Origin of the sequence: Thioclava atlantica (assembly GCF_000737065.1) — a bacterium.
Taxonomy (GTDB): Bacteria; Pseudomonadota; Alphaproteobacteria; order Rhodobacterales; family Rhodobacteraceae; genus Thioclava; species Thioclava atlantica.
In genome coordinates this window covers 15622-40654 of the sequence record NZ_AQRC01000017.1, presented here as the reverse complement: position 1 = coordinate 40654, position 25033 = coordinate 15622, and the positions used below count along the sequence as shown (strand labels likewise).

Here is a 25033-nt window from a genome sequence, read left to right as displayed (position 1 = left end):
ACATCCCTGACGGCGTATTCTCTCGCTCCCTTGCACCGCCCCGGTTGACGAAACCGGGGCGGTATCTATCTCTACGCACGAAACACTTGGCGGTCGGGAGGCGGTTTGCTAGCCTCTGGCAATTCCGCCCCGATCGAGGCTCTTATGCGCCACTCGCTTCCGCTTGCCCCGCAGTTCTACGTGACCGCGCCGCAGCCCTGCCCCTATCTGGACGGCAGGTTCGAACGCAAGCTGTTCACCGCGCTTCAGGGCGAAGGGGCCGAAAAGCTCAACAACGCGCTCTCGCGTCAGGGTTTCCGGCGCTCGCAGAACGTGCTCTATCGCCCCTCCTGCGCCGATTGCACCGCCTGCCTGTCGGCCCGGATCCGGGTGGCCGATTTCAAGAAATCGCGCTCGCAGAAACGCGTGCTCAAGCGCAATGCCGATCTCCAGCGCACCGCGACGAGCCCCTGGGCGACCGAGGAACAGTTCGCGCTGTTTCGCCGCTATCTCGATGCGCGTCACGCCGATGGCGGCATGGCGGACATGGATATCTTCGAATTCGCCGCGATGATCGAGGAGACGCCGGTCAAGTCGCGCGTGATCGAATATCGCGAGAGCGCCGAGACGCCGGGCTCGGTACGCGCTCTGATCGCGACCTGCCTGACCGATGTGCTCGATGACGGGCTGTCGATGGTCTATTCCTTCTACGAACCCGAACGCATCGGCGACTCGCTGGGCACCTATCTGATCCTCGATCACGTCGCGATCGCGCAGCGGCTCGGGCTCCCTTATGTCTATCTCGGCTACTGGGTGCCGGGCTCGCGCAAGATGGGCTACAAGGCGAATTTCGCGGCGCTCGAGATCTACAAGGGCGGCCGCTGGGTCGATATCGGCGACCCGAAGGACCACGAGACCGAGACGCATCCCCTCTCGGTCGACCCGATCGCCGAACAGGTGGCCCGGATCCAGCTCCCCGATACCCGCAGCGGCTGATCGTCGCATCTCGCCCCTGCGGGATTCGCAAGCGTGCGAGAAAAACCTCGGCAGACAAGGCCCGGTCAACACGATTTCCAAAAAACTTTCCGTGATCTCAGGTGATTACCTGCGTGTGGTCTCTGGACACTCGCCCTGCACAGTGGAAAGGCTCCGGCCAAGTCCGCAGCGGAGGACTCGTCGCGGGCGGCGGAACGCAGAGGCGTTCCGCGAACCGAAATAGATTTGGGAGGATCCTTCATGGACCGTCGTTCCTTTCTGACGAAGGCCGCACTGGGTGGCGCGGCCGCAAGCACGCTGGCCGCCCCCGCGATCGCGCAGAGCAACCCGCAGATCACCTGGCGCCTCGCCTCGTCCTTCCCGAAATCGCTCGACACGATCTATGGCGGCGCCGAGGTCCTGTCGAAGATGGTCGAGGAAGCCTCGGACGGAAATTTCAAGATCCAGGTCTTCGCCGCTGGCGAGATCGTCCCCGGCCTGCAGGTCGCCGACGCCGTGATGAACGGCACCGTCGAGGCCTGCCACACCGCGGGCTACTACTTCTGGGGCAAGGACCCGACCTGGGCGCTCGCGGCGGCCGTGCCGTTCTCGCTCAACGCGCGCGGGCTCAACGCGTGGCACTACCATGGCGGCGGCATCGACCTCTATAACGAGTTCCTCGCCAAGCAGGGCCTCTACGGCCTGCCCGGTGGCAATACCGGCGCCCAGATGGGCGGCTGGTTCCGCAAGGAAATCAACTCGGTCGAGGACTTCAAGGGCCTGAAGATGCGCGTCGGCGGCTTTGCCGGCAAGGTGCTCGAGAAGCTCGGCCTCGTGCCGCAGCAGATCGCCGGCGGCGATATCTACCCGTCGCTGGAAAAAGGCACGATCGACGCCACCGAGTGGATCGGCCCCTACGATGACGAGAAGCTCGGCTTCTACAAGGTCGCGCCCTATTACTACTACCCCGGCTGGTGGGAAGGCAGCCTGACCGTCCACTTCTTCTTCTCGAAGAAGCAGATCGAAAGCCTGCCGAAGCAATACCAGGGGCTCCTGCACACCGCGGCGCAGGCGGCCAACGCGGACATGCTTCAGAAATACGACATGAAGAACCCCGCGGCGATCAAGCGCCTTGTCGCTAACGGCACCCAGCTCAAGGCCTTCAATCCCGAGATCATGCAGGCCTGCTTCAAGGCGGCCAACGAGGTCTACGCGGACATGGAAGCCTCGAACCCCGAATTCGCCAAGATCTGGGGCTCGATCAAGGACTTCCGCAAGGACTACTTCACCTGGGAGCAGGTGGCCGAGTACAACTACGACACCTTCATGATGCGCGAGAACATCGCGGGCAAACTCTGATCCGCCCCGCTTCAAGCGGTCAAGTCACTGACCCCGCCCCGGCGCCAACAGGCGCCGGGGCTTTTTCATCCCTGTCCTTTTGGTCAGGTGGGGCTCAAGCCAAAAAGGTATCGGGCCATCAATCTGACCGAAAATCCGCAAAAGGCGAAACTCGCCGGTTTACAGGCCGAACCGGTCAAGTAAAGTGACCGCCATGATCGTCCGTGAGGGAGCCTGAGGGCACGGAGGCGGGCGGTTAGAAAAAAAGACGAGAACCAATACCGGGAGGAAAACATGGATCGTCGCTCTTTCCTGCGCAAAGGCGCGCTTGGCGGGGCCGCCGCCGCTGCGGCTGGAACGCTGGCCGCACCGGCCATCGCACAAGAAACCCCGAGCGTGACGTGGCGCATGACCTCGTCCTTCCCCAAGTCGCTCGACACGATCTACGGCGCCGCCGAGACGATGGCGAACTACGTCAAGGGAATGACGGACGGCAAGTTCAACATCCAGGTCTTTGCCGCGGGTGAGATCGTGCCCGGCCTGCAGGCCATGGACTCGGTGTCGAACGGCACCGTCGAAGCCTGTCACACCGCGTCCTACTACTACTGGGGCAAGGATCCGACCTTCGCCTTCGCGACCGCAGTGCCCTTCGGCCTCAACATGCGCATGCAGAACGCCTGGTTCTACTATGGCGGCGGCAACGACCTGATGAACGAGTTCTACGCGAACTACGGCATCACCGCGTTCCCCTGCGGCAATACCGGCGCCCAGATGGGCGGTTGGTTCCGCAAGGAAATCAACACCGTCGAAGACCTCAAGGGCGTGAAAATGCGCATCGGCGGCTTCGGCGGCAAGGTTGTCGAGAAGCTCGGCGTGGTGCCGCAGCAGATCGCCGGCGGCGACATCTACCCGTCGCTGGAAAAAGGCACGATCGACGCCACCGAATGGGTCGGCCCCTACGATGACGAGAAGCTCGGCTTCTACAAGGTCGCGCCCTACTACTACTATCCGGGCTGGTGGGAAGGCGGCGCCTGCCTGCACGCCATGTTCAACAAGAAGGCCTATGACGAGCTGCCGGAGGCCTACAAGGTCGCCCTGCAGGCCGCGACGCAGGCTGCGAACTCGGACATGATGGCGTCCTATGACTACAAGAACCCCTCGGCGCTGAAGAAGCTTCTCGGCCAGGGTGCGCAGCTGCGTCCGTTCTCGCAGGAGATCCTCGACGCGTGCTTCAACGCCGCCAACGAGGTCTATTCGGAACTGAACGCCTCGAATGCCGCGTTCAAGAAGGTCTATGAGAGCCAGTTCGGCTTCCGCAACGACGCCTATGGCTGGTGGCAGCTCTCGGAGTTCAACTTCGACTACTTCATGATGCGCCAGCAGGCGGCGGGCAACCTCAAGATCTGAGGCGACTTCCAACAAATCGCGAAGGCCCCGGAGAGATCCGGGGCCTTTTTCGTTTGCACTGCCTGGGCCCCGAGAAGGGCGCGGGGCACGAGATTACTTCGTCGTGGCCGCTCCGGCCGCCGCGCCCGCCGCCGCCCCCACGGGCCCCGCAACAAGCAGTCCGCCCACGCCGCCGGTGGCCGCGCGCTGTTCGGTCGTGTTCCCGCAAGCCGCGAGCGAGACGAGCATCCCGCCCGCCATCAGAAGTGCCAAGATACGCATGTCTTCGTCCTTTCCCGTTTCAAGGCCGTATTAGGCCACCCGGGGAAAAGACGCGCCAGCCCCTGCCCCGGTTCCCACCGGGGCGCGGGCGGCCTGCGGCTCTTCTCAGTTCTTCTTGGTGACGACGCCGAGACCGGCCCCGACCGCCGCGCCGACCGGGCCCGCCACGACGAGCCCCGCCACCCCACCGGTGGCCGCGCGCTGCTCGGTCGTGCTCCCGCAGCCCGCCAGTCCGAGCGCCACCATCCCCGTGAAGACCAAACCCAAGATCCGCATCGTTTCTATTCTCCGTTGAAACTCGCCGCCGGCGAATGCGCGGTCAGCGCGAAAGCAAGAGGCGGCCCCGCAGGGCCGCCTCGATCACTCAGTTGCTGCCCGGTGCCGGAAGCGGAGGCAGACCGCCTCCATCCGACGAAGGCGCACCACCCGGAGGCGCCAGGGGCGGCAGCCCGCCCAGGCCTCCCAGACCGCTGCCATCGAGGCCCGGCATCGTCGGCAGCTTGATCTCGACCGTGGAGGGATCCACCACCTTGCCCTTGTAATGCATCACCATGCCCGGGAAGGCGATCACGATGGCGATCATCGCGATCTGGATGAACACGAAGGGAATGGCGCCCCAGTAGATCTGGGAGGTCTTCACCGGCTCCATCTTCTTGCCCGTGACCTTGTCGATATAAGGCACCTTGGCCGCGACCGATCGCAGGTAGAACAGCGCGAAGCCGAAGGGTGGGTGCATGAACGAGGTCTGCATGTTCACGCCCAGGATGACGCCGAACCAGATCAGGTCGATCCCCAGTTTCTCGGCGGCCGGCGCCAGAAGCGGCACGATGATGAAGGCCAGCTCGAAGAAGTCGAGGAAGAAGGCCAGGAAGAACACCAGCAGCGAGACCACGATCAGGAAGCCCAGCTGGCCACCCGGAAGCGAGGTCAGCAGATGCTCGACCCAGATCTGCCCGTTCACCCCGTAGAAGGTCAACGAGAACATCCGCGCGCCCAGAAGGATGAAGAGCACGAAGGCCGAGAGCCGCGTCGTGGCCGCGAGCGCGTCGCGCACAACCTGGTAGCTCAGGCGCTTCTTGATCGCCGAGAGCACGATCGCACCGACCGCACCCATCGCGCCGCCTTCGGTCGGGGTCGCAACGCCGAGGAAGATGGTGCCGAGCACCAGGAAGATCAGCGCCAGCGGCGGGATCAGCACGATCACGACCTGTTGGGCCAGACGGCTCATCACGTTCGTCTTCAGCGCCTTGTCGAGCACGGCGACGATGTAGATCGCGATCACGGCGACGCCCGCGGCGAGGATCTCGGCATTGTTGACGCTCGATCCGGTCTTCTCGAAATACGCCAGACCGAGATAGTAGATCACGCCCGCGCCGACCAGCGCGACAACGAGCGAGGTCACGCCCGAGCCGAGCGTCCGGGCTTCCTTCGGAAGGGCCGGCATCGAGTGCGGGCGGATGATCGACATCAGCGCGACATAGCCGAGATAGATGCCGGTCAGCACGAGACCCGGGATCATCGCGCCCTTGTACATGTCGCCCACCGAGCGGCCGAGCTGGTCGGCCAGGACGATCAGCACCAGCGAGGGCGGAATGATCTGCGCCAATGTGCCTGAGGCCGCGATCACGCCTGTCGCCACCTTCCGGTCATAGCCATAGCGCAGCATGATCGGCAGCGAGATCAGGCCCATCGCGATCACCGAGGCCGCAACGACGCCGGTGGTGGCCGCGAGAAGCGCCCCCACGATGATCACCGCATAGGCGAGACCGCCGCGCACGGGGCCGAACAGCTGGCCGATCGTGTCGAGCAGATCCTCGGCCATGCCCGATTTCTCGAGCACGATCCCCATGAATGTGAAGAATGGAATGGCCAGAAGCGTCTCGTTACTCAAGACCCCCCAGAACCGTTCCGGCATCGCGCTGAGCAAGGGCCAGCTGAGGTTGATCGCGCCGCCGGAATAGCCCGACAGCTCGACGCCGATCACGAAGAAGAACAGGCCGTTCGCCGCCAGGGCGAAGGCGGCCGGGTAGCCGATCAGAAGGAACACGATCAGCGACACGAACATGATCGGCGCCATGTTCTGAGCGATAAGCTCGAGCATCAGAGCGCCTCCTCTTCCGCGATCGGATCATGGCCGTGATGGCCCGCCGAGAGCGCATGCGGGTCTTCGATCAGGCCGCGCATCACCGCGATTTTCTTGATGATCTCGGAAATGCCCTGGAAGAAGAGCTGCATGAAGCCGATCAGCAGCAGCATCTTGGCAGGCCACAGGATCAGGCCGCCGGCATTGGTCGACATCTCGCCCGAATGGACCGAGAGAAGAACGTAGGGCACGAGCTTGAAGAGCATCAGGATCACGAAGGGCATCAGGAAGAAGATGTGCCCGAGCAGGTCGATCCAGTGCTGCACCTTGCGCGAGAAGGCACCGTAGACGATGTCGATGCGGATATGCTCGTTCTGCTTGAGCGTATAGGCCGCGGCCCCGAGGAACGCTGCACCGAAAAGATACCATTGCAGTTCCAGCCACGCATTCGACGACATGTCGAACAGCTTCCGGACAATGGCGTTTGTCGCACTCACGATGATCGACACCAGGATCAGCCAGGCGACAGCCTTTCCGATCTTCTCGTTTATCGTGTCGATAAGACGTGAAAGGGCAAGTAAAGCGCCCATTTTCCACTTCCTCCCTTGGTTTCCCACCCGGCTTCGGGCCGTTGCCTGTCCTTGACCGAGGAGCCCGAAAAGGTCAAGCGTTTAAGGGCCGATGCGGTCTATTCACCTTACCACCTGCGGCTGATTGGGCGAGAAGCAAACTCGCGAGTTGAGCCCGGTTTTTCCGGCGGTTCCGGCCGAAGTGACCGGCAATCCACGCGCAAGGCCCTTCCGAACCACCCCGTTTTTTCCCAAAATTGCGACCTTGCGCCGCAGCGGCGCAACAATCAGGAAGATTTCACCGCCTGACGCGACATTTTATTCAGCTTTTGCCATTGACGCCCAAATCCGCCGCTCCTAATGTCCGCCCGAAGCATTCGAAAGGGATCCGCAATGGATGCGATTCTTCTTGTCGTCGTAGGAGCCAAGCGCATGGGCCGGTAACGGTTTGACCATGAAGGTTCCCATGCGCCCCCGCCTGAAAGCCGGGGGCTTTTTCTTGACAGGACGATGCGGCAGCGACAGACGGGAGAGACCCGTCGGCGGGAATATGGAGTGAGCAAATGGCACGGCAGATGACCGGCGCGAAGATGGTGGTGCAGGCGCTGAAGGATCAGGGGGTCGATACGATCTTCGGCTATCCGGGCGGCGCGGTCCTTCCGATCTATGACGAGATCTTCCAGCAGAACGATATCCGCCACATCCTCGTGCGCCACGAACAGGCCGCCGTCCACATGGCCGAGGGCTATGCTCGCTCAACCGGCAAGCCGGGCGTGGTGCTGGTGACCTCGGGCCCCGGCGCCACCAACGCGGTGACCGGCCTGACCGACGCGCTGATGGACTCGATCCCGGTCGTGGTGCTGACGGGCCAGGTTCCGACCTTCCTCGTGGGCACCGACGGGTTCCAGGAGGCCGATACGGTGGGCATCACCCGCCCCTGCACCAAGCATAACTGGCTGGTGAAGGACCCCGCGAAGCTCTCCGAGACGATCCATCAGGCCTTCCATGTCGCCACCTCTGGCCGCCCCGGCCCGGTTCTGGTGGACATGCCCAAGGACGTGCAATTCGCCGTCGCGACCTATACCGAACCGAAAGCCGCGAAGACCGACCACTATCAGCCGAAGGTGAAAGGCGATCTCGATGCGATCACCAAGCTCGTCGAGCTGATCGAAACCGCCGAGCGCCCGATCTTCTACACCGGTGGCGGCGTCATCAATTCCGGCAACGCCGCGAGCCAGCTTCTGCGCGAGCTGGTGGAGGCGACCGGCTTCCCGATCACCTCGACCCTGATGGGGCTTGGCGCCTATCCGGCTTCCGGCAAGTCGTGGCTCGGAATGCTCGGGATGCACGGGCTCTACGAGGCCAATCTCGCGATGCATGGCTGCGACCTGATGATCAATCTCGGCGCCCGCTTCGACGACCGGATCACCGGGCGGATCGCGGATTTCTCGCCGCGCTCGACCAAGGTCCATGTCGATATCGACGCCTCCTCGATCAACAAGATCATCCCCGTCGACCTGCCGATCCTCGGCGATATCGGCCATGTGCTCGAGGACGTGCTCAAGGTCTGGAAATCGCGCGGGCGCAAGCTCAACAAATCCGGGCTCGAGAAGTGGTGGAAGAAGATCGAGGAATGGAAGAAGGTCAACTGCCTCGCCTACACCGCCTCGGAGAACACCATCAAACCGCAATATGCGCTGCAGCGGCTCGAGGAACTCACCAAGAAATACGACCGCTACATCACGACCGAGGTGGGCCAGCACCAGATGTGGGCCGCACAGTTCCTCGGCTTCGAGGATCCGAACCGCTGGATGACCTCCGGGGGTCTGGGCACCATGGGCTACGGCTTCCCGGCCTCGATCGGCGTGCAGATCGCGCATCCCGACGCGCTGGTGATCAACGTCGCGGGCGAGGCGAGCTGGCTGATGAACATGCAGGAGATGGGCACCGCGACCCAGTTCCGCGTGCCGGTGAAGCAGTTCATCCTCAATAACGAACGCCTCGGGATGGTGCGCCAGTGGCAGGAACTGCTGCATGGCGAGCGCTACTCGCATAGCTGGTCCGAAAGCCTGCCCGATTTCGTCAAGCTCGCCGAGAGCTTCGGCTGGAAGGGGATGCAGGTCTCCGACCCCGCCGATCTCGACGATGCGATCATGGAGATGATCGCGCATGACGGGCCGGTGCTGTTCGACTGCCTCGTGGAGAAGCACGAGAACTGCTTCCCGATGATCCCGAGCGGCAAGCCCCATAACGAGATGCTGCTCGCGGCCGATGCCGAGGTCTTCAAGGAAGGCGCCGCGCTGGTGTGATGTGCAGGCTGGGGGGCCAGCCCCCCAGACCCCCCGGGATATTTGGATCAAGAGGAAGATCTGGTCCAAAGATAGAAAAGGAGAGAGGCGATGGCCGCTCTGAAGATCAAGAAAGGCTCGTCGAGCCACTCGGCCTACGACCTGCGTGACAGCCATTCCCAGGTCGAGAGTTCGCATACGCTCGCGGTGATCGTGGATAACGAGGCGGGCGTGCTCGCCCGGGTGATCGGGCTCTTCTCGGGGCGCGGATACAATATCGACAGCCTCACCGTCGCCGAGGTCGATCACAAGGGCCACAAGAGCCGGATCACCGTCGTCACCCGCGGCACCGAGGCGGTGATCGACCAGATCAAGGCGCAGCTCGGGCGGATCGTGCCGGTTCACGAGGTCAAGGACCTGACCGTGGAGGGTTCTCCGGTCGAGCGCGAGCTGGCGCTGATCAAGGTCTCGGGCACGGGCGACAAGCGGATCGAGGCGCTGCGCCTGGCCGAGATCTTTCGCGCCAACGTGGTCGATTCCACCCTCGAGAGTTTCGTCTTCGAAATCACCGGGACGCCCGAGAAGATCGATGCCTTCGCCGATCTGATGCGTCCGCTGGGGCTCGCCGAGATCGCGCGGACCGGGGTGGCGGCGCTTTCGCGCGGGGCCTGAGCCCCCCGATGCCCGATCAGCGCCCCGCCATCGGCGTCGTCATCGTCACCTACCGCTCGGCGGATGTGATCGGGGCCTGCCTCGCCTCGCTGCGCGCGATCGACGACGTCGCGCTGCATGTGGTCGTTGTCGACAACGCCTCGCCCGATGACACGCTCGCCGCGATCCGGATCGCCGTACCCGATCTGAAACCCGCGTCCCAGGCCGGGAGCGAGGGGGTCGCCCTGATCGAGGCGGGTGCGAATGGCGGGTTCGCAGCCGGGGTCAATCTCGGGCTCGCCCGGCTCGCGGCCAACCCGGCGCTCGACCGGTTCTGGCTGCTCAATCCCGACTGCACCGTGCCGCGCGATACGCCGCGCCGTCTCGCGACCCACGATCCCGGCCCGAAAGGTGCCGCGATGATCGCCCATCGGGTGGTCTATGGCGACGAGCCGGGCCGGATCCAGATCGATGGCGGGGTGATCGACCGGCGAACCGGGGTGACGCATAACCTCAACCAGTTCGCGCCCGCGCACTGCCCTGCCCCGGACCCGGCCCAGATCGATTTCGTGACCGGCGCGAGCCTTGTCGCGACGCGCGCCTTCCTTGAGCGTGCCGGGCCGATGGCGGAGGACTATTTCCTCTATTACGAAGAGGTGGACTGGGCGCTGCGCCGGGGCGACCTGCCGATCACTTTCTGCGAGGGGGCGGTGGTGCATCACATGGCGGGTACCGCGATCGGCTCGCAGCGGATGGGCTCGGTCGCCTCGCCCTTCTCGCAATATTTCAAGCATCGGGCACGGGCGATCTTCCTGCGCCGGCATTTTCCCTCGGGCCTGATCGGGGGCGCGGCCTGGTCGCTGGCGAAAGCCGCCCAGCTTCTGGGCCAGGGGCATCGCGCTGAGGCGGCGGCGCTGTTGCGCGGCTTCTTCGGGATGGCGCCGCCGAGAGCCGTTCTCGCGGCGCTCAGCCCCGAGGCGCGGCAGAAGATCGGCCGCTAGCCTCCGAGCGCGCCCTCGTAGAGCCGCACCAGCCTCTCGGCCTTGCCCGGCCAGAGCCCTTCGCGCAGCACTTTCGCCCGCCCCCCTGCCCCCAACCGCGCGCGCAAGTCGGGATCGTCGGCGAGGGCCGCGATGGCGGCGGCGACATCGCGGGCAAGCGCCTCGGGCGTGGTGACCGGGCATTTGAGCCCCGTCACGCCCTGCTCGACGATCCAGTCCGGCCCGCCCCGCGCCGCGGCGATCACCGGCAGGCCCCAGCGCATCGCTTCGTAGAGCACATTGCCCGCGGGTTCGCGCCAACTCGGGAACACGAAGATATCGGCCTCGGCATAGAGCGCCTCCACCTCGGCACGCGGGATCGGACCGAGGAAACGGCAGCGATCCGCGACACCCAGCCGTTCGGCCTCGGCGCGGCAGATCGCGATCTCTTCCCCTGCCCCGGCGCTCGTCAGATGCAGATCCGTCCGCCCCTTCAGCAGTCCCATCGCCCGCACCACGTCGCGCAGACCCTTGGTGCGCACGCCACGCCCCACATGCAGAAGCCGCATCGGGCCATCGCTGCGCGCCGGACGCTCGGGGGCGGCTCCGTCCACGCCAAGCTCGAGGACGTTCTCATAGGCGTGGATCGGCACCGGGGCGAGCTGGTCGCGGATATAGGGGGCGACGCCGAGCACGAGCGCCGCGTCGGAATAGGAGGCCCGGAGCGCCGGATCGAAGCGCAGCCGCAGCCGGTCGAGCCCGCGCAGCCGCGTATACCATTTCGCCCGCCCCGCCTCGACGGCGAAGGCGGGCGGCGTCGAGAGCGAACCGCCGAGCGGGCCGATCACATAAGGCAGACCATACCCGCGCAGCGGCGTCGCGTAGCGCATCGCCTGCGGCATGATCTGATGGGCGATGTCGAACTCATCCGCGTGCTCTTCGAGCCAGCCCCGGACCCGGCGCATGAAGACCGGCCATTCGGGCTTGAGCATCGCGCGCAGCCGCGGCGCCGCGTCGAAGATGCGCGGCGCGGGCCAGGTGATCGCGCGCACGGTCGGAAGCTGCTCGGCCAGAGGCGTGTGGCCGGGGCTTTCGAAGGCGGCCACCGTCAGATCGACCCGCTCGGCCAGCGCCTCCGCCCATTTGAAGGCAACGAAGGCCTCGCCCGTCGCCTCGCGCGACAGGAAGGGCGCGATCAGGAGAACCCGCAGCCTATCGCTCATTTGGCGGAGCGCGCCTTTCGCGCGGGAAAGCGGCTATAGGGAAGCTGGGCGGAAGGGCGACGCGGGCGCGGCTCGGGCCGGTCCCGGGCGGGTTCGGAATTTGCCGTGGGCGCGGCTTCTTCCTTCGCGTCGAGCAGCCACATCCCGGCGCCGAACATGAAGAAGACGAAGGCATAGACCGAGCCCCAGACATGCACCGTGCAGAGCGTGAAGGACAGGCCGACGAAGGTGAAGACCCAGGCGCGCCGGAACACCCGAAGCCTCAGATCATGGGTGAAGTTGCGCCGCATGATCTGCGCGAGGCCAAGCGCATAGCCGCCCGCGACCAGCGCGAAGCCCGGTATCCCGTAGCGCATCGCCATCAGCAGCCAGTAATTGTCGACGCTCGGCGAATGCATCCAGGCCGGACGCACCCAGTCGTTGAGCCCGAGGCCGAAGACCGGATTGGCCCAGACATTCACCATCCCCCATTCGAAGATCAGCATCCGCCAATAGGCGGTATGGGCCGAGAAGGTCGCATAGGACATGAAGACCTTGATCGGGCTGCGGTTGGAGAGCAGGTCGATGGCGACATAGGCGAGCACGACGAGCCCCACCAGCAACCACCAGCGCCAGACGATCCGCCGGAACATCAGGAACCAGCCGATCAGCCCGATTTGCAGCAGCACGGCGAGGATCGCACCGGAAGAGAGCGCGAGCATCCCCGAGGCACCGACGGTCGCAGCCATGAGGACGCGCCATTGCCGCGAACGGATGCCCTTGAAGGCGAGGAATGCCAGCGAGAAGGCGACCGAGGCGTAAAGCCCGAAATGGATCGGGTGATCGAAGGAGCTCTGCACCCGCTCGAGCCCGAGACGCGGATCGGTCACGACGAGGGTGATCGAGCCCAACCCCGGCAGCTTGCCTATCAGCGTCGGGATCAGGGCGATCCCGGTCTTCGTCTCGTAAAGCGTGAAGGGCAGCAGGAGCAGGAGCGACAGGACGAGGGCGTGGGAGAGCGCGGCGAAATCCTCGCGCGTGCGGATATAGGCCCGACCCAACAGGTAGCCGCCGAGAAACTCGATCCCGACCGAGCCCGATTGCTGGATCACCCGGTCGAAATTGTTCACCGCAAGCGCGAGGGTGAGCCATCCGAAATGCGCGAGAAACAGCCAGTCGACCCCCCGCATCCGCCCGTAGCGCCCGGAAAAGAGCCCCGCGAGCAACGGAAGCACCATCACCATCAGCACGAGCCGTACGCCGGTCAGAGCGAGCGGGCCGAGCTTGAAAGAGACCGGCACGAGGATCGCGATCAGGAAGAGGAGAACGGGCCTGGGAAGTTTCGCGCCTGCCAGCGCCGCATCGGGGAGAAACGGGCCGGATCGTCCCGCCTCTTGCGGCGCGCGCCCCCCCGCCGGAGGGGCCGCAGCCGCGCTGGCCGCATTCCCGCCCGCGCGGGTGTAGCGCAGCGTTCCCGAGCCGCTCACCGCTGCGCTCCCATCACCGCGGGGCCGGTGGCGCGCAGATCGAGCGCCCGGATCTCGCCGTGGAAGCTGGGGCGGTCGCCGAAGGGATTGCCAAGCGAAAGCCCCCAATATTCCATCGGCCGCACCCGTCCCGATACGGTGCCCTTGCCGATCACCTCGTCATCCGCCAGCACTTCGAAAAGCGTCTCGGCCGAGGAATAGCGCAGCGTGATATCGTGCCAGTTCCCGTCGTAAAGCGGCACCGAGCGGGTACGCAGCAACAGCCTCTGACCGTTCGCGGGCCAGAACTCGACCCGGAGCGTACCGCGTCCGGAGGCCGTCACGATCAGCGATTGATGGACCCGCAGGACCTCGCCCGCCGATTTGTAGCCCCCCTGCGCGCGCAGCTTCAGATGGATCTCGAAATGATCCGCACCGAAGAAGGGGGCGATCATCTCGGGCGGGATGTCGATCGAACCGCCGCCCAGGCCGAATTCGAGCGCGCCGGGGCTGATCTGGATGCTGTCGAGCGCTTTCGGCTCGGCCCCCGCATGCGAGATGATCCGCCCGAGCTGCGGATCGTAGCTCAGGATCCGGTCGTCGCGCACCACCACCCGGCCCTGGCTCTTCGCCACCCGCCCGTCGGGAAGCGTCGCGCTCAGCGTCACGTCATAGCTGCCGGGATGGGTAAAGCGCATCGGCACCCTCGCCCCCTCGACCGGCGCGGCCTCGGCGATCTGCCAGACGTAGCGAACATCGCCTGAAGCGATCCCCTCCGGCAGCACCGATCCGCTGGCATCGAATTCGAGCGCGGTGCCCCCCGAGGCATCCTTCGCGACGCGCATGACCGGCTGGAAACTGTTCCCGGCCCCGAGCGTATCGAGTTGCGGCGCCCCCACGCCAGTGCCCGCCAGTGCGCCGCCCGGAAGATAGGCGAAGTTGCGCAGATCGGTCGGCAGTCCGGTGCGCGCGGCCACGAAAAGCGCGTCGTAGTAATCCGGGCGGCCCGGGGTCAGGTCCTGGATGATCCGGTTGCCCGTCACCCTCCAGTCGCTCTGCCCCACGGGGCCGCTTATCTCGCCCACCGCATTGCGCGCGATGGTGACGTTGCGCGCCGATTTCGCGACCCGGATCTGCGGGATCCAGAGCCGCGGGTCGCGTTTCTCTCCCTCGGAGAAGACATCATGGATCAGCGTGTTGTTCTCGATGCGCAACCCGTCGGTCTCGCCCACGGAAATGCCGTGCAGATGCGCATTGACGATCACGTTGTCGCGGATGTCGAGATTGCGGTAATACATCTCGCGCCCCGCCTCGCCGCGATCGACCATCTCGTTGCGAATGAAGATCGACTGGGTGAAGCCGCCGAAGCCCGAATTGAGAACGTTCTCCGCGATCACCACGTCGCGGGTCGGGCGCTCGGTGCGCGCGGTCCAGAACTGGATCATGTCGGCATGATCGCCCGAGCCGAGCGCGCGGCGGAAATCGTGGATATGGTTCTTCTCGATCCGCACCCGCTCGACTTGCGCGAAATTGAGCCCGTCCATGCGCATGTCGTGGATGTCGTTGCCGCGCAGGACCACATCTGTGCAATCGGTGACGATCGCGCCGCGATAGAACAGCCGGAACTCGTTGTCCTCGATCGTGATCCCGGTCGAGGCGCGCACGGCAAGGCCGAAAGCCGTGGGCAGCGGGCCCAGTTCGGTCAGCGCAGGGTCAGGGGGCGCGAGATCGCCGTCGAAGAGGCTGTCACGGATCGTCAGGTCGCGGGTGGTGAAGACCTGAAAAGGGCGCAGATTGGCGGCATCCCCCTGCGAATGGCGGTAGTCGAAGATCAGGCGGTCGAGCACGAGATGGCTCACCTCGCGCAGATCCATGCGCGCGATCTGCGCGGGATGGCCAGGCTCGGCGGAGCGGATGGTGATCGGCGCGCCCTGGGCGCCTGCGACCTTGTTAAGAACGAGCTCCGGATACCGGCCGGGCGCCAGGTCGACCACATCTCCCGGTACGACGCGCTCAAGGACCTGCGCAAGCTCCCCGGGCGCCGCCACCCGCCAATCCTTCGCAAATCCCGGCGTGACAGCGACCAGCGCCAGCGCGCACCCGAAAAGGCCACGCCGTGCGGCGCGGGCGAATTGTCCCCAGCGTTGTGCGATTTGCTCCATCGCGACCTGCCCATCACGGCCGCTTGGCTGCGGCTCTCGAGATATCGTTGCCCGCGACGATAGTCGGCCGTTGCGCGGTCGGGCAAGGTTTTCGGGCCGCGCGCAAGGGCTTGGTCGCGGTCTGTGGCCCCTGAGCCGCTACAGTTTCCCGAAAAGCGCCTGCCGCAGCATCCAGACCATCCGCGCCAGCCGCAGGCGCGCCAGCGTGCCGACAGCCCGTATCCGCTCGCCCCCGTCGCGGAGCCCGGGATGCCTGAGGACCTTCGGCACATGGGCGAGGATCGAGAGCGGCATCAGGAGCGCCTTGCCCGCCCAGCGGAGCCGGTCGCGCGGCCCCGCGCCATTCACCCCGAACCCCTCCTCGGTGAGCCGTCGCCATTTCCGCGCCAGCGCCGCCCAGTCCTGTCGCGAGGGATGGCCCACGCGCAACTCATCCGCATAGACGAGCGTATAGCCCTTCGCGGTCGCGCGGCGGCACCAGTCGAGATCCTCCGAGAGCCCCGCGATGAAAGGCCCCGTCGCCGCGTAGACATCGCGCCGCGTCAGCAGGTTGCCAGTGCCCGAAAAGCCCTTCTCCTCGATATAGCGGCGGAAATCGAAGGCGAAGACGGTCTCGAAAGCTTCCGCGCCCGAACGCGGGGGCGGCGTTTCGTCGAAGACCGCGACATGTCCGCCCACGAGATCACCCCGTCCGGCCACGGCGAAGGCGGTGGCGATCCAGTCGCGATCGGCCACGCAATCGCTGTCGATGAAGAAGAGCCGCTCCGCCGTGGTCTCGGCCACGCCGCGATTGCGTGCCTCGGCCGCCCCGCGCTTCGGCTCGGTGACGATGCGCAAGTCGGGATAGGCCGCGCGCAAGGGCGAGAGATCGGCGCTCGAGCCGTTGTCCACCACGATCAGTTCGATCCGGTCGTCGAGTTGCGGCACCAGCCCGTCGAGGCAGCGCATCAGGCGCGCCACGTCATTGTAATGCGGGATGATGACGGCGGCTTCGGGGCGGGTCATGCTCGATCTGTCTCGGTTTTGCGGCGAGTTGAACAGCAATGCCCGACCGCAGGCAAGCCCGACCGCGGCGCTCAGGGCACAGCGATGGCGCGAGCGCCACAGCCTTCTTGACCTCTCCACCCGCGCGACCGGATGATGCGCCTCGAACCGCGCGGCCGCGAAAGGCCCGCCCAGCCGGACCGAGCATGCTGCGCACCGCCCTTCTGATCCTTTCGGGAAATGCCGCGACCTCCGCGCTGCTGCTGGCGCGCAACCTGATGGTGGCGCGGCTGATCCCGGTGCCCGATTACGGGATCGCGGCGACCTTCGCGATGGTCATGGCGATGATCGAGATGGCCTCGACGCTCGAGCTGCACCAGCAGATCGTCCAATCGCCCAAGGGCGACGAGCCCCGGTTTCAGGCTGCGCTACAGGGGTTCCAGGTGCTGCGCGGCGCGATCGCGGCGGCGGTGCTCTTCGCGCTGGCCGGGCCGATCGCCGCCTTCCTCGACGTGAGCGAGGCCGTCTCGGCCTATCGCTGGCTCGCGCTGATCCCGCTCATCAACGCGCTTCAGCATTTCGATATTCACCGCGCACAGCGGGGCGGGCGCTACCTGCCGATCCTGCTGACCGGCAACCTGCCCGCACTCGGGGCGCTGATCTCGCTCTGGCCGCTCGCGCATCTCTTCGGTGACTGGCGGGTCGCGCTCTGGGCGATGCTGCTTTACGCGGGGCTCGGGCTCGTCACGTCGCATGTCATGGCCGAACGCCCCTACCGTCTGAGCCTCGAGCGCATGGTAATCCGCGAGAGCCTGCGCTTCGGGATGCCGATGCTGGTCAATGCGGGGCTGATGTATCTTGTCTTTCAGGGCGACAAGATCATCGTCGGGCGCGTCTCGGGGATGGAGGCGCTCGCGGTCTACGCGATGGGCGTGACGCTGACACTCACGCCCACGCTGATCGGCGCGAAGACGATCCAGAACCTGTTCCTGCCGCGTATCTCGACCGCCCATGCCGCGGGCGACGCAGTCGCGTATGGGCGCCTGTCGGCCGCAACCTTCGAGGCCGCGCTGCTGACCGGAGCGGCGCTCGTGCTGGGCACCTTTCTGCTGGGCGCCCCGGTGGTGCATTGGCTGCTCGGGGCGAAATACGCGCCGCTCATCCCGCTCCTGATCCCGTTCGCGGTGCTCCATGCGCTGCGGGTGTTCAAATCCGGCCCCGCCGTGGCCGCGTTATCGGCAGGCGACAGCAGCAACGGATTGTGGGGGAACCTGCCGCGCGTGGCGGTGCTGCCGCTGAGTTACTGGGTGCTGCGCGAGACCGGATCGTTTGCCGCAGTGATCTGGCTCGGGGCCGCGGCGGAACTCGCGGGCTTCGCGCTCGGCCTGTGGCGTTTGCGCCGCGTCGCCCCCCTGCCCCCGATCCAGGGCGCGGCACTTGCCACCGCGATCACGCTGCTGGCAATCCCGCTGGTCACATGGCTCGCGCCGTCCGGCGGCCGGGGGCTCGTTCTCGCGCTCCCCCTCGTGCTGGTCCTGATCGCGTTGCAGGCGCTCTCGATGAAGGGATTGCGGGGCTATTTCGCGGAGCGCCTCCCCGGCGAACTCTGAGAGAACCGGCGCGCGGTGGCCGCGGACGAAAGCCGCGCGCCCCTAGTCGGAGACTTTCTTCACGAATTGGGACTTCAGCCCCATCTGCCCGATCCCGGGGATCTTGCAGTCGATATCGTGATCGCCATCGACAAGCCGGATGCCGCGCACCTTGGTGCCGACCTTCACCACCGAGGACGATCCCTTCACCTTGAGATCCTTGATCACCGTGACCGTATCGCCATCGGCGAGGAGATTGCCCACGCTGTCGCGCACCTGCGTCCCGGACTCCGGCGGTGCCTCGGCGGACCATTCATGGCCGCATTCGGGGCAGATCAGCAGCGCGTCCACCTGATAGGTATAGAGGGATTTGCATTCGGGGCACGGAGGCGGGGTCTCGGTCATGAACAGGCCCATAGGCCCACGGGCGAGCGATCGCCAGAAAATTCGTCACCCTGCGGCATAAAGCGGCCCCCTCCCGTGGGGTGGGAGGGGGCCAGTTTCGCCGATCAGGCTCATTCGTTGACCGCCCGAGCTTATCGTCGTTTTGCCTGGGCCTTCTCAGCGTCTGGGGCGAGCGCACCCGCCCCGGATCTCAATGCAAAGCCATCTCGCGGGTCGCGAGGAGCGTCACGGTGGTCGTGGCGCCGGCCATGCGGATATCGGTCACGTCGAGCGCGTGATGGTCGAGATCGCCGCCCGAGAGCGCGATCGAGGTGCCGCCGAAGGTCGCATCGAGCACCGAGGTGAGCCCCTCGCCCGCAAGCTCCGCCTCGACCCCGCCGGGGATCCGGCGCAGCGATTTCGGCGTCACCCGCTTGTTTCCGACGATCAGTTCCACGCGTTTCTCCGTTCCGTTCTTGCGCGCCGAGGCGCACACGCCCCCGCATTCGTCGTCGGGGCCCCGGGCGAACCCGGAGCCCCTGTCCCTCAGGAACAACCGCTGGTCGCCCCGCAGGTATTGCACTTCATGCAGGTGCCGTTGCGCACGAGCGTGTAGTTGCCGCATTCACCGCAGGCCTCGCCCTCGTAGCCCTGCATCTTCGCCTTGGTGCGCGCATCCATCTGCACCGATCCGGTCGCGACCGCGGTGGTGGTGGTCACGCTCGCCTGCAGGCTTTGTGCGCGCAGGGTCTCGATGCCCGCGCCGCCCTGCAGCACCATCAGCTCCTGCGGCATCCGCTTGCGCAGATAGCCGGTCGAGGAGATCTGGCGCAGCACTTCGAGCGATTTCGACGCGGTCTCCGAGACCGGCTCGACATTGCCCTCGCGCTTGCCCTCGGCCACGCCGCCGCCCAGATCGTCGAAGGTCGTGCCCTGCGGCTTGATATGCGCGAGATCCGTGCGGTCGAGATAGGACACGGCGAGTTCGCGGAACACGTAATCGAGGATCGAGGTCGCGTTCTTGATCGAGTCGTTGCCCTGGACCATGCCGGCGGGTTCGAACTTGGTGAAGGTGAAGGCGTCCACGAATTCCTCGAGCGGCACCCCGTATTGCAGGCCGACCGAGACGGCGATCGCGAAGTTGTTCATCATCGCCCGGAAGCCCGCACCTTCCTTGTGCATGTCGATGAAGATCTCGCCGAGATTGCCGTCCTCGTATTCGCCCGTGCGCAGATAGACCTTGTGGCCGCCCACGACCGCCTTCTGGGTGTAGCCCTTGCGGCGATCGGGAAGCTTCTCGCGGTGGCTGCGCACCAGCTCCTTGACCACCACCTTCTCGACGATCTTCTCGGCCAGAACGGCCGCCTTTTCCTGCGCCGAACCGGTGGCGAGGATTTCCTCGGCCTCCTCGTCATCCTCGACGAGCGCCGCGGCGAGCGGCTGGCTCAGCTTCGAGCCGTCGCGGTAGAGCGCATTGGCCTTGATCCCGAGAGACCAGCTCAACTCGTAAGCCGCCTTCACGTCCTCGATCGAGGCATGGTTGGCCATGTTGATCGTCTTCGAGATCGCGCCCGAGATGAAGCTTTGCGCCGCCGCCATCATGTAGATGTGGCTGTCGACCGAGAGGTAGCGCTTGCCCTTCTTGCCGCAGGGGTTGGCGCAGTCGAACACGATCAGATGCTCGTCCTTCAGATGCGGCGCGCCCTCGAGCGTCATTGTCCCGCAGACATGATCGTTCGCGGCCTCGATCTGCTTCTTGGTGAAGCCGAGATGGCGCAGCATGTCGAAGGTCGGATCGTTGAGCTTCGCAGCCGGGATGCCGAGAGTCTGGGTGCAGAACTCCTCGCCCAGCGTCCACTGGTTGAACACGAAGCGGATATCGAAGGCCGTGGGCAGCGCCGCCTCGATCTTCTCGATCTCGCGCGGGCCGAAGCCGTGGCCGATCAGTGCGGTGGTGTTGATGTCGGGGCAGTTGCCAAGCGAGGCGTGGCCCACGGCATAGGCGATGATCTCCTCGATCTCCGCCGGGCCGTAGCCGAGCGTCTCGAGCGCCGCGGGCACCGAGCGGTTGATGATCTTGAAATAACCGCCCCCCGCGAGCTTCTTGAACTTCACCAGCGCGAAATCGGGCTCGATGCCGGTGGTGTCGCAATCCATCACCAGTCCGATCGTGCCGGTGGGCGCGATCACCGAGACCTGCGCGTTGCGGTATCCATGCTTCTCGCCCAGGCTCAGCGCCTCGTCCCAGGCCTGCACCGCGAGCTGGACCAGATCTTGATCGGGGCAGTTCTTGTGGTCGAGCGCGACCGGTTTCACCTCGAGCGCCTCATAGCCCGTGCTCTTGCCGTTCGCGGCGGTGCGGTGGTTGCGGATGACGCGCAGCATGTGCTTGGCGTTCTTCTCGTAGCCCGGGAACGGCCCGAGCTCGCCCGCCATCTCGGCAGAGGTCGCGTAGGACACGCCGGTCAGGATCGCGGTGAGCGCGCCGCACAGCGCCCGGCCCTCGTCGCTGTCATAGCCGAGGCCCATGTTCATCAGCAGCCCGCCGATATTGGCATAGCCGAGACCCAGCGTCCGGAAGTCGTAAGAGCGCTGCGCGATCTCCTTCGAGGGGAACTGCGCCATCAGCACCGAGATTTCCAGCGTCACCGTCCAGAGACGGGTCGCGTGGATATAGGCCTCCGCGTCGAACTTGGCGTCCTTGTAGAAGGTCAGCAGGTTCATCGAGGCGAGGTTGCACGCCGTGTCGTCGAGGAACATGTATTCCGAGCACGGATTCGAGCCGCGGATCGGGCCGTCCTCGGGGCAAGTGTGCCACTCGTTCACGGTGTCGTGGAACTGGATGCCCGGATCGGCACAGGCCCAGGCCGCGTGGCCGACCTGCTCCCACAGATCGCGCGCCTTCACGGTTTTCGCGACCTTGCCGTCGGTGCGGCGGATCAGTTCCCAATCGGCATCGTCCTTCACCGCCTTCAGGAAGGCATTGGTGACACGCACCGAGTTGTTCGAATTCTGGCCGGAGACCGAAACGTAGGCTTCGCTGTCCCAATCCGTGTCATAGGTCGGGAATTCGATGGAGCCATAGCCCTGCCGCGCATATTGCAGCACGCGGTTGATATAGGTCTCGGGGATCATCACGCGCTTGGCGGATTTGATCGCCTCTTTCAGCGCCGGGTTCTTCACCGGATCGACCGAGCCCTCGTCCGAACCGTCGAAAACACGGATCGCCTCGAAGATCTTGTTGAGTTCGCGCTCGTGCAGCTTCGAGCCCGCGACCAGCGAGGCCACCTTCTGCTCCTCGATCACCTTCCAGTTCACGAATTGCTCGACATCGGGGTGGTCCATGTCGCAGATCACCATCTTCGCCGCGCGGCGCGTGGTGCCGCCCGACTTGATCGCACCTGCCGCGCGGTCGCCGATCTTCAGGAACCCCATCAGGCCCGAGGATCTGCCGCCGCCCGAGAGCGATTCCCCCTCGGCGCGCAGGCTCGAGAAGTTGGTGCCGGTGCCCGATCCGTATTTGAACAGACGCGCCTCGCGGACCCAGAGATCCATGATCCCGCCCTCGTTCACCAGATCGTCCGAAACCGACTGGATGAAGCAGGCATGGGGCTGCGGATGCTCATAGGCCGAGCTCGACTTGGTCAGCTTTCCGGTCTTGTGATCGACATAGAAGTGCCCCTGACCGGGGCCGTCGATGCCATAGGCCCAGTGCAGGCCGGTGTTGAACCATTGCGGCGAGTTCGGCGCGGCCATCTGCTCGGCGAGCATGTAGCGCATCTCGTCGTAATAGGCCTGGGCGTCGGCCTCGGTCGAGAAGTAGCCCCCCTTCCAACCCCAGTAGCACCAGGCGCCTGCGAGACGGTCGAAGACTTGCTTGGCCGAGCTCTCGCCGGTGAAACGCGCCTCTTCGGGGAGCTGGGCAAGCGCGTCTTCATCGGGCACCGAGCGCCACAGGAATTCCGGCACGCCCTTTTCGCGCACCTTCTTGAGCGCGGCGGGGACACCGGCCTTGCGGAAATATTTCTGGGCGAGCACGTCGGAAGCGACCTGGCTCCAGCCTTCGGGGACCTCGACCGACTCGTTGCGGAACACCACCTTGCCGTCGGGATTGCGAATCTCCGAGGCCGTCGTGGTGAAAGCGAGCGCTCCGTAGGCGCCGGTGTCTTCCGTGGTGAACTTGCGTTCGATCTTCATTGCCCAGTCCCCGTTCAATGTCCAATCAATCGCGACCTTTCGACGGGCAAAGACGAACCGACAGCCCGCAACCGGCGCTGCGAGGGAAAACGGGGGTATTTGCCCCCGTCAAAACCGTTGCTGTTCCTTGCCCCGCCGCTCCCACTACATGTGGTGGGTTTGCCGCTGGTAGAACACAACCTGCCGTAGCTTCGACAACGCGTCAACGAAACTTTCACCCTGTCGAAATGCATTTTCCGGTTGACCGGGCCGGAGTCAGAAGGCCTGCCCGATTCATCCACATTTGGTTAATGGGCGGGTGCCGCGACGCGGCATGAAAAAATGACGTTTTTCTTTGGGCTTAGGGCCCCTGCAGGGGAAATCCGTGCCATTCGATCCACAAACCGCAATATTTTGTGGATAGCCTGGGAACGAGGCGCTCAATTTTTGGGCATGATGCACAACCGTGCCGGCGGACCCGGTCTCGCGGCGAACCACAACATGTTGGGGATCATTTCAGAGCGATGCGAAGATGGTCGGGGCGGCGAGATTCGAACTCACGACCTTCTGTACCCAAAACAGACGCGCTACCAGGCTGCGCTACGCCCCGACGCCCTCTCCTTAGCGAGCGATCCCCGTCAAGAAAAGGGTCATTTGCAGGGAAAGACCGCCCGCGCCGGGTCGATCGCGGGATGGGCGAGTTGCGCGCCCGGGCCGAGGCCGAGCCGCGCGGCGAGGCCCGCATTGATCTCGAGCACGAAGCGCACCGGCATGTCGGAGGGAATCGGGGTGTCGTCATTGGGCCGGGTTTGCGCCGCGACCTTCACGACCCGCCCGGCCTCGTCGATGAAGAGCATGTCGAGCGGCAGCGGTGTGTCATGCATCCAGAAGGCGACTTCGCGCGGCGTCGGATAGACGAACAGCATCCCCGCCCCGGTCGGCATCGATTCGCGCCCCATCAGTCCCTGGGCGCGCTCATCCGGGTCATCGGCGATCTCCACCCGGAACTGCGCGAGCTTGCCATCCGTCCGCAGGATGGCGACATCCTCGCTGCATTGCGCCCCCTCCCCCGCCCGGACCGGGCCGGGCACGGCGAAGGCCAGAAGGAGACAGGCGCTCAGCGCCCCGATTTCAGACCGGCATCCCATGCGAGAACCTGCGCCGCCATGCGCCCGCGCTTGCCGTCGACCACGCGAAGGCAGACCGCCTCGCCTGGCGCGAGATCGGCAAAGCCCGAACGCCGCAGCACCTCCATGTGAATGAAGACATCCTCGGCCCGCTCGAAGACATTGGCGAAGCCGAACCCCTTGGCCTTCTCGAACCACTTCACCCGCGCCGGTTCGAGCGGCAGGGCCGCGATCTCGGCGGAGGCGTTCTCCCCGAGATCCTCGATCGGGACGAGGCTCTCGCCCTCGGGCGGCTGGATCTCGAGCACCTCGACCGCCTGCGCCCCGCGCGGCGTCATCTGCACGGTCACCCGGATCTGCGCCTGATCCGCGACCGAGCCCTGCCCGAAATTGCGCAGCACATTGGCATGAAGGAGAATGTCGGGACCGCCCGCATCGTCGAGGATGAAGCCAAACCCCTTGACCGCGTCGAACCATTTCACGGTTCCCGCGACCTCATGCGGCGCGCTCGCCGCCTCGCCTGGCATTTTCCATCCCGTCTGCATCTTCGGGTGTTCCCGGATCTACTCCGCGGCGCTCTGTCGAGAACTTGCGCCGCTGCGGGGACTGTTCAAGAGAAAACCTCGCGTTTCAAGACCCTAGGCCGAGGGCGCGAGGCCGGGCTCAGGGGTTGAGGCGCGAAATTTCCCAAGGATCGGCAACGCTTTGCCGCCGCCAGCGGAAGCGGTCATGCAGGCGGAAGGCGCCGTCGGCCCAGAATTCGATCTCCAAGGGCTTGATTCTGAACCCTCCCCAGAAGGGAGGCCGCTTAGGATTGGGTCCGAGCTGCGCGGTGAGCTTGGCGACCTCCCCCATCAGGCTCGCGCGCGATGACAACGGCTCACTTTGCCGCGAGGCCCAGGCGCCGAGCCGCGATTTGAGCGAACGGGAGGCATAGTAGGCATCCGCCTGCGGCCCCTCTTCGCGTTCGACGAGGCCGCGCACCCGAATCTGGCGCCGCAGCGACTTCCAGTGCATCACGAAGGCGGCCTTGCCCGACGCCTCGATTTCGCACGCCTTTACCGACCCGTAATTGGTATAGAAGACGAAGGCCCCGCCCGAGGGCGCCACCATTTCCTCGATTTCCTTGAGCAAAACCATGCGCGCATTGGGCAGGCCCGTCGCGTCGACGGTCGACAATGCGATCGCGTTGGGATCGTTGATCTCGCTGCCCTCGGCCTCGCTCAGCCAGGCCTGCGCGATCGCGAACGGGTCGTCGCCCGCGAAAATACCGCTCCGGTCGCTCATCCTACCCTCCTGTGCCCGCAGGTCTCGCCGCCGATCCCGCGCCCTTCGGCGCGCCGGGCGCGCGTCTGACGATGGGTCAGCAGCCTTGATGCGTCCTCACCTTTCGCCTAAAGCATTCGAACTTA

The 25033-nt window shown here is 65.4% G+C and carries 21 protein-coding genes and 1 tRNA gene; 7 read left to right on the top strand and 15 right to left on the bottom strand.

The window, feature by feature from the left end:
* Positions 1–144: 144 nt before the first annotated feature.
* The 3 genes from DW2_RS17140 (at position 145) to DW2_RS17130 (ending at position 3699) form a co-directional block, all read left to right on the top strand.
* Complete coding sequence (locus tag DW2_RS17140; protein ID WP_038148430.1) at positions 145–975, top strand: arginyltransferase; 831 nt, start codon at positions 145–147, stop codon at positions 973–975.
* Positions 976–1215: 240 nt separating this feature from the next.
* Entirely contained in the window at positions 1216–2313 is a 1098-nt protein-coding gene (locus tag DW2_RS17135; protein WP_038148426.1) for a TRAP transporter substrate-binding protein, read from the top strand.
* Positions 2314–2586: 273 nt separating this feature from the next.
* Positions 2587–3699, top strand: a complete 1113-nt coding sequence (locus DW2_RS17130) for a TRAP transporter substrate-binding protein (RefSeq protein ID WP_038148425.1) — start codon at positions 2587–2589, stop codon at positions 3697–3699.
* Between the two features lie 93 nt (positions 3700–3792).
* On the opposite strand, the gene DW2_RS20095 is transcribed toward DW2_RS17130, so the two are convergent.
* From DW2_RS20095 to DW2_RS17115, 4 genes are all read right to left on the bottom strand, one after another.
* Positions 3793–3960 (bottom strand): hypothetical protein, encoded by a 168-nt coding sequence (locus DW2_RS20095; protein WP_156103013.1) that lies wholly within the window; start codon positions 3958–3960, stop codon positions 3793–3795.
* A gap of 105 nt (positions 3961–4065) precedes the next feature.
* Complete coding sequence (locus tag DW2_RS19885) at positions 4066–4236, bottom strand: hypothetical protein (RefSeq protein ID WP_038148424.1); 171 nt, start codon at positions 4234–4236, stop codon at positions 4066–4068.
* 88 nt (positions 4237–4324) lie between these two features.
* Positions 4325–6061 (bottom strand): TRAP transporter large permease, encoded by a 1737-nt coding sequence (locus DW2_RS17120; RefSeq protein WP_038148423.1) that lies wholly within the window; start codon positions 6059–6061, stop codon positions 4325–4327.
* Positions 6061–6633: a TRAP transporter small permease subunit gene (locus DW2_RS17115; RefSeq protein ID WP_038148422.1), complete on the bottom strand. Its 573-nt coding sequence runs from the start codon at positions 6631–6633 to the stop codon at positions 6061–6063. The genes DW2_RS17120 and DW2_RS17115 overlap by 1 nt, the downstream gene beginning before the upstream one ends.
* Positions 6634–7175: 542 nt before the next feature.
* Here DW2_RS17115 and DW2_RS17110 point away from each other — a divergent pair.
* The 3 genes from DW2_RS17110 (at position 7176) to DW2_RS17100 (ending at position 10552) form a co-directional block, all read left to right on the top strand.
* The gene (locus tag DW2_RS17110; RefSeq protein WP_038148419.1) at positions 7176–8921 is read left to right on the top strand and encodes an acetolactate synthase 3 large subunit; all 1746 of its coding nucleotides are present in this window, start codon (positions 7176–7178) and stop codon (positions 8919–8921) included.
* A gap of 90 nt (positions 8922–9011) precedes the next feature.
* The gene (gene ilvN / locus DW2_RS17105) at positions 9012–9572 is read left to right on the top strand and encodes an acetolactate synthase small subunit (RefSeq protein ID WP_038148417.1); all 561 of its coding nucleotides are present in this window, start codon (positions 9012–9014) and stop codon (positions 9570–9572) included.
* A gap of 8 nt (positions 9573–9580) precedes the next feature.
* A complete protein-coding gene (locus tag DW2_RS17100; RefSeq protein WP_038148416.1) occupies positions 9581–10552 on the top strand; it encodes a glycosyltransferase family 2 protein in 972 nt (323 codons plus the stop codon).
* Here the strand turns inward: DW2_RS17100 and DW2_RS17095 are convergent.
* From DW2_RS17095 to DW2_RS17080, 4 genes are all read right to left on the bottom strand, one after another.
* A complete protein-coding gene (locus DW2_RS17095; protein ID WP_038148415.1) occupies positions 10549–11754 on the bottom strand; it encodes a glycosyltransferase family 4 protein in 1206 nt (401 codons plus the stop codon). The two genes, DW2_RS17100 and DW2_RS17095, sit on opposite strands and share 4 nt — an antisense overlap.
* A complete protein-coding gene (locus DW2_RS17090; RefSeq protein ID WP_051856364.1) occupies positions 11751–13220 on the bottom strand; it encodes an O-antigen ligase family protein in 1470 nt (489 codons plus the stop codon). The genes DW2_RS17095 and DW2_RS17090 overlap by 4 nt, the downstream gene beginning before the upstream one ends.
* Positions 13217–15361 (bottom strand): right-handed parallel beta-helix repeat-containing protein, encoded by a 2145-nt coding sequence (locus DW2_RS17085; RefSeq protein ID WP_038148413.1) that lies wholly within the window; start codon positions 15359–15361, stop codon positions 13217–13219. The genes DW2_RS17090 and DW2_RS17085 overlap by 4 nt, the downstream gene beginning before the upstream one ends.
* Before the next feature lie 138 nt (positions 15362–15499).
* The gene (locus DW2_RS17080) at positions 15500–16366 is read right to left on the bottom strand and encodes a glycosyltransferase family 2 protein (protein ID WP_038148411.1); all 867 of its coding nucleotides are present in this window, start codon (positions 16364–16366) and stop codon (positions 15500–15502) included.
* 185 nt (positions 16367–16551) lie between these two features.
* On the opposite strand from DW2_RS17080, the gene DW2_RS17075 reads away from it, so the two are divergent.
* A complete protein-coding gene (locus DW2_RS17075; RefSeq protein WP_051856359.1) occupies positions 16552–17955 on the top strand; it encodes an oligosaccharide flippase family protein in 1404 nt (467 codons plus the stop codon).
* Positions 17956–17997: 42 nt separating this feature from the next.
* Here DW2_RS17075 and DW2_RS17070 read toward each other — a convergent pair whose 3' ends face one another.
* The 7 genes from DW2_RS17070 to pdxH form a co-directional block, all read right to left on the bottom strand.
* Positions 17998–18339 (bottom strand): zinc ribbon domain-containing protein YjdM, encoded by a 342-nt coding sequence (locus tag DW2_RS17070; protein ID WP_038148500.1) that lies wholly within the window; start codon positions 18337–18339, stop codon positions 17998–18000.
* Positions 18340–18529: 190 nt separating this feature from the next.
* Positions 18530–18775: a hypothetical protein gene (locus DW2_RS17065; protein WP_038148499.1), complete on the bottom strand. Its 246-nt coding sequence runs from the start codon at positions 18773–18775 to the stop codon at positions 18530–18532.
* Between the two features lie 89 nt (positions 18776–18864).
* Positions 18865–22515 carry a vitamin B12-dependent ribonucleotide reductase gene (locus DW2_RS17060; RefSeq protein ID WP_038148404.1) on the bottom strand — a complete coding sequence of 1217 codons (3651 nt, stop codon included), beginning with the start codon at positions 22513–22515 and terminating at the stop codon, positions 18865–18867.
* A 512-nt stretch (positions 22516–23027) separates the two neighbouring features.
* Positions 23028–23104, bottom strand: a tRNA-Pro gene (locus DW2_RS17055).
* Between the two features lie 40 nt (positions 23105–23144).
* Positions 23145–23642, bottom strand: a complete 498-nt coding sequence (locus DW2_RS17050; RefSeq protein WP_038148498.1) for a DUF192 domain-containing protein — start codon at positions 23640–23642, stop codon at positions 23145–23147.
* Positions 23612–24148: a cold-shock protein gene (locus DW2_RS17045; RefSeq protein WP_038148495.1), complete on the bottom strand. Its 537-nt coding sequence runs from the start codon at positions 24146–24148 to the stop codon at positions 23612–23614. The genes DW2_RS17050 and DW2_RS17045 overlap by 31 nt, the downstream gene beginning before the upstream one ends.
* A gap of 136 nt (positions 24149–24284) precedes the next feature.
* Positions 24285–24908: a pyridoxamine 5'-phosphate oxidase gene (gene pdxH / locus DW2_RS17040; RefSeq protein ID WP_038148403.1), complete on the bottom strand. Its 624-nt coding sequence runs from the start codon at positions 24906–24908 to the stop codon at positions 24285–24287.
* Positions 24909–25033: the final 125 nt, after the last annotated feature.

Excerpts from the sequence above, each read along its gene's own strand:
- DW2_RS17140 (WP_038148430.1), top strand. The coding sequence starts at position 145 with ATGCGCCACTCGCTTCCGCTTGCCCCGCAGTTCTACGTGACCGCGCCG.
- DW2_RS17135 (WP_038148426.1), top strand. The coding sequence starts at position 1,216 with ATGGACCGTCGTTCCTTTCTGACGAAGGCCGCACTGGGTGGCGCGGCC.
- DW2_RS17130 (WP_038148425.1), top strand. The coding sequence starts at position 2,587 with ATGGATCGTCGCTCTTTCCTGCGCAAAGGCGCGCTTGGCGGGGCCGCC.
- DW2_RS20095 (WP_156103013.1), bottom strand. The coding sequence starts at position 3,960 with ATGCGTATCTTGGCACTTCTGATGGCGGGCGGGATGCTCGTCTCGCTC.
- DW2_RS19885 (WP_038148424.1), bottom strand. The coding sequence starts at position 4,236 with ATGCGGATCTTGGGTTTGGTCTTCACGGGGATGGTGGCGCTCGGACTG.
- DW2_RS17120 (WP_038148423.1), bottom strand. The coding sequence starts at position 6,061 with ATGCTCGAGCTTATCGCTCAGAACATGGCGCCGATCATGTTCGTGTCG.
- DW2_RS17115 (WP_038148422.1), bottom strand. The coding sequence starts at position 6,633 with ATGGGCGCTTTACTTGCCCTTTCACGTCTTATCGACACGATAAACGAG.
- DW2_RS17110 (WP_038148419.1), top strand. The coding sequence starts at position 7,176 with ATGGCACGGCAGATGACCGGCGCGAAGATGGTGGTGCAGGCGCTGAAG.
- ilvN (WP_038148417.1), top strand. The coding sequence starts at position 9,012 with ATGGCCGCTCTGAAGATCAAGAAAGGCTCGTCGAGCCACTCGGCCTAC.
- DW2_RS17100 (WP_038148416.1), top strand. The coding sequence starts at position 9,581 with ATGCCCGATCAGCGCCCCGCCATCGGCGTCGTCATCGTCACCTACCGC.
- DW2_RS17095 (WP_038148415.1), bottom strand. The coding sequence starts at position 11,754 with ATGAGCGATAGGCTGCGGGTTCTCCTGATCGCGCCCTTCCTGTCGCGC.
- DW2_RS17085 (WP_038148413.1), bottom strand. The coding sequence starts at position 15,361 with ATGGAGCAAATCGCACAACGCTGGGGACAATTCGCCCGCGCCGCACGG.
- DW2_RS17080 (WP_038148411.1), bottom strand. The coding sequence starts at position 16,366 with ATGACCCGCCCCGAAGCCGCCGTCATCATCCCGCATTACAATGACGTG.
- DW2_RS17075 (WP_051856359.1), top strand. The coding sequence starts at position 16,552 with ATGCTGCGCACCGCCCTTCTGATCCTTTCGGGAAATGCCGCGACCTCC.
- DW2_RS17070 (WP_038148500.1), bottom strand. The coding sequence starts at position 18,339 with ATGACCGAGACCCCGCCTCCGTGCCCCGAATGCAAATCCCTCTATACC.
- DW2_RS17060 (WP_038148404.1), bottom strand. The coding sequence starts at position 22,515 with ATGAAGATCGAACGCAAGTTCACCACGGAAGACACCGGCGCCTACGGA.
- DW2_RS17050 (WP_038148498.1), bottom strand. The coding sequence starts at position 23,642 with ATGGGATGCCGGTCTGAAATCGGGGCGCTGAGCGCCTGTCTCCTTCTG.
- DW2_RS17045 (WP_038148495.1), bottom strand. The coding sequence starts at position 24,148 with ATGCCAGGCGAGGCGGCGAGCGCGCCGCATGAGGTCGCGGGAACCGTG.
- pdxH (WP_038148403.1), bottom strand. The coding sequence starts at position 24,908 with ATGAGCGACCGGAGCGGTATTTTCGCGGGCGACGACCCGTTCGCGATC.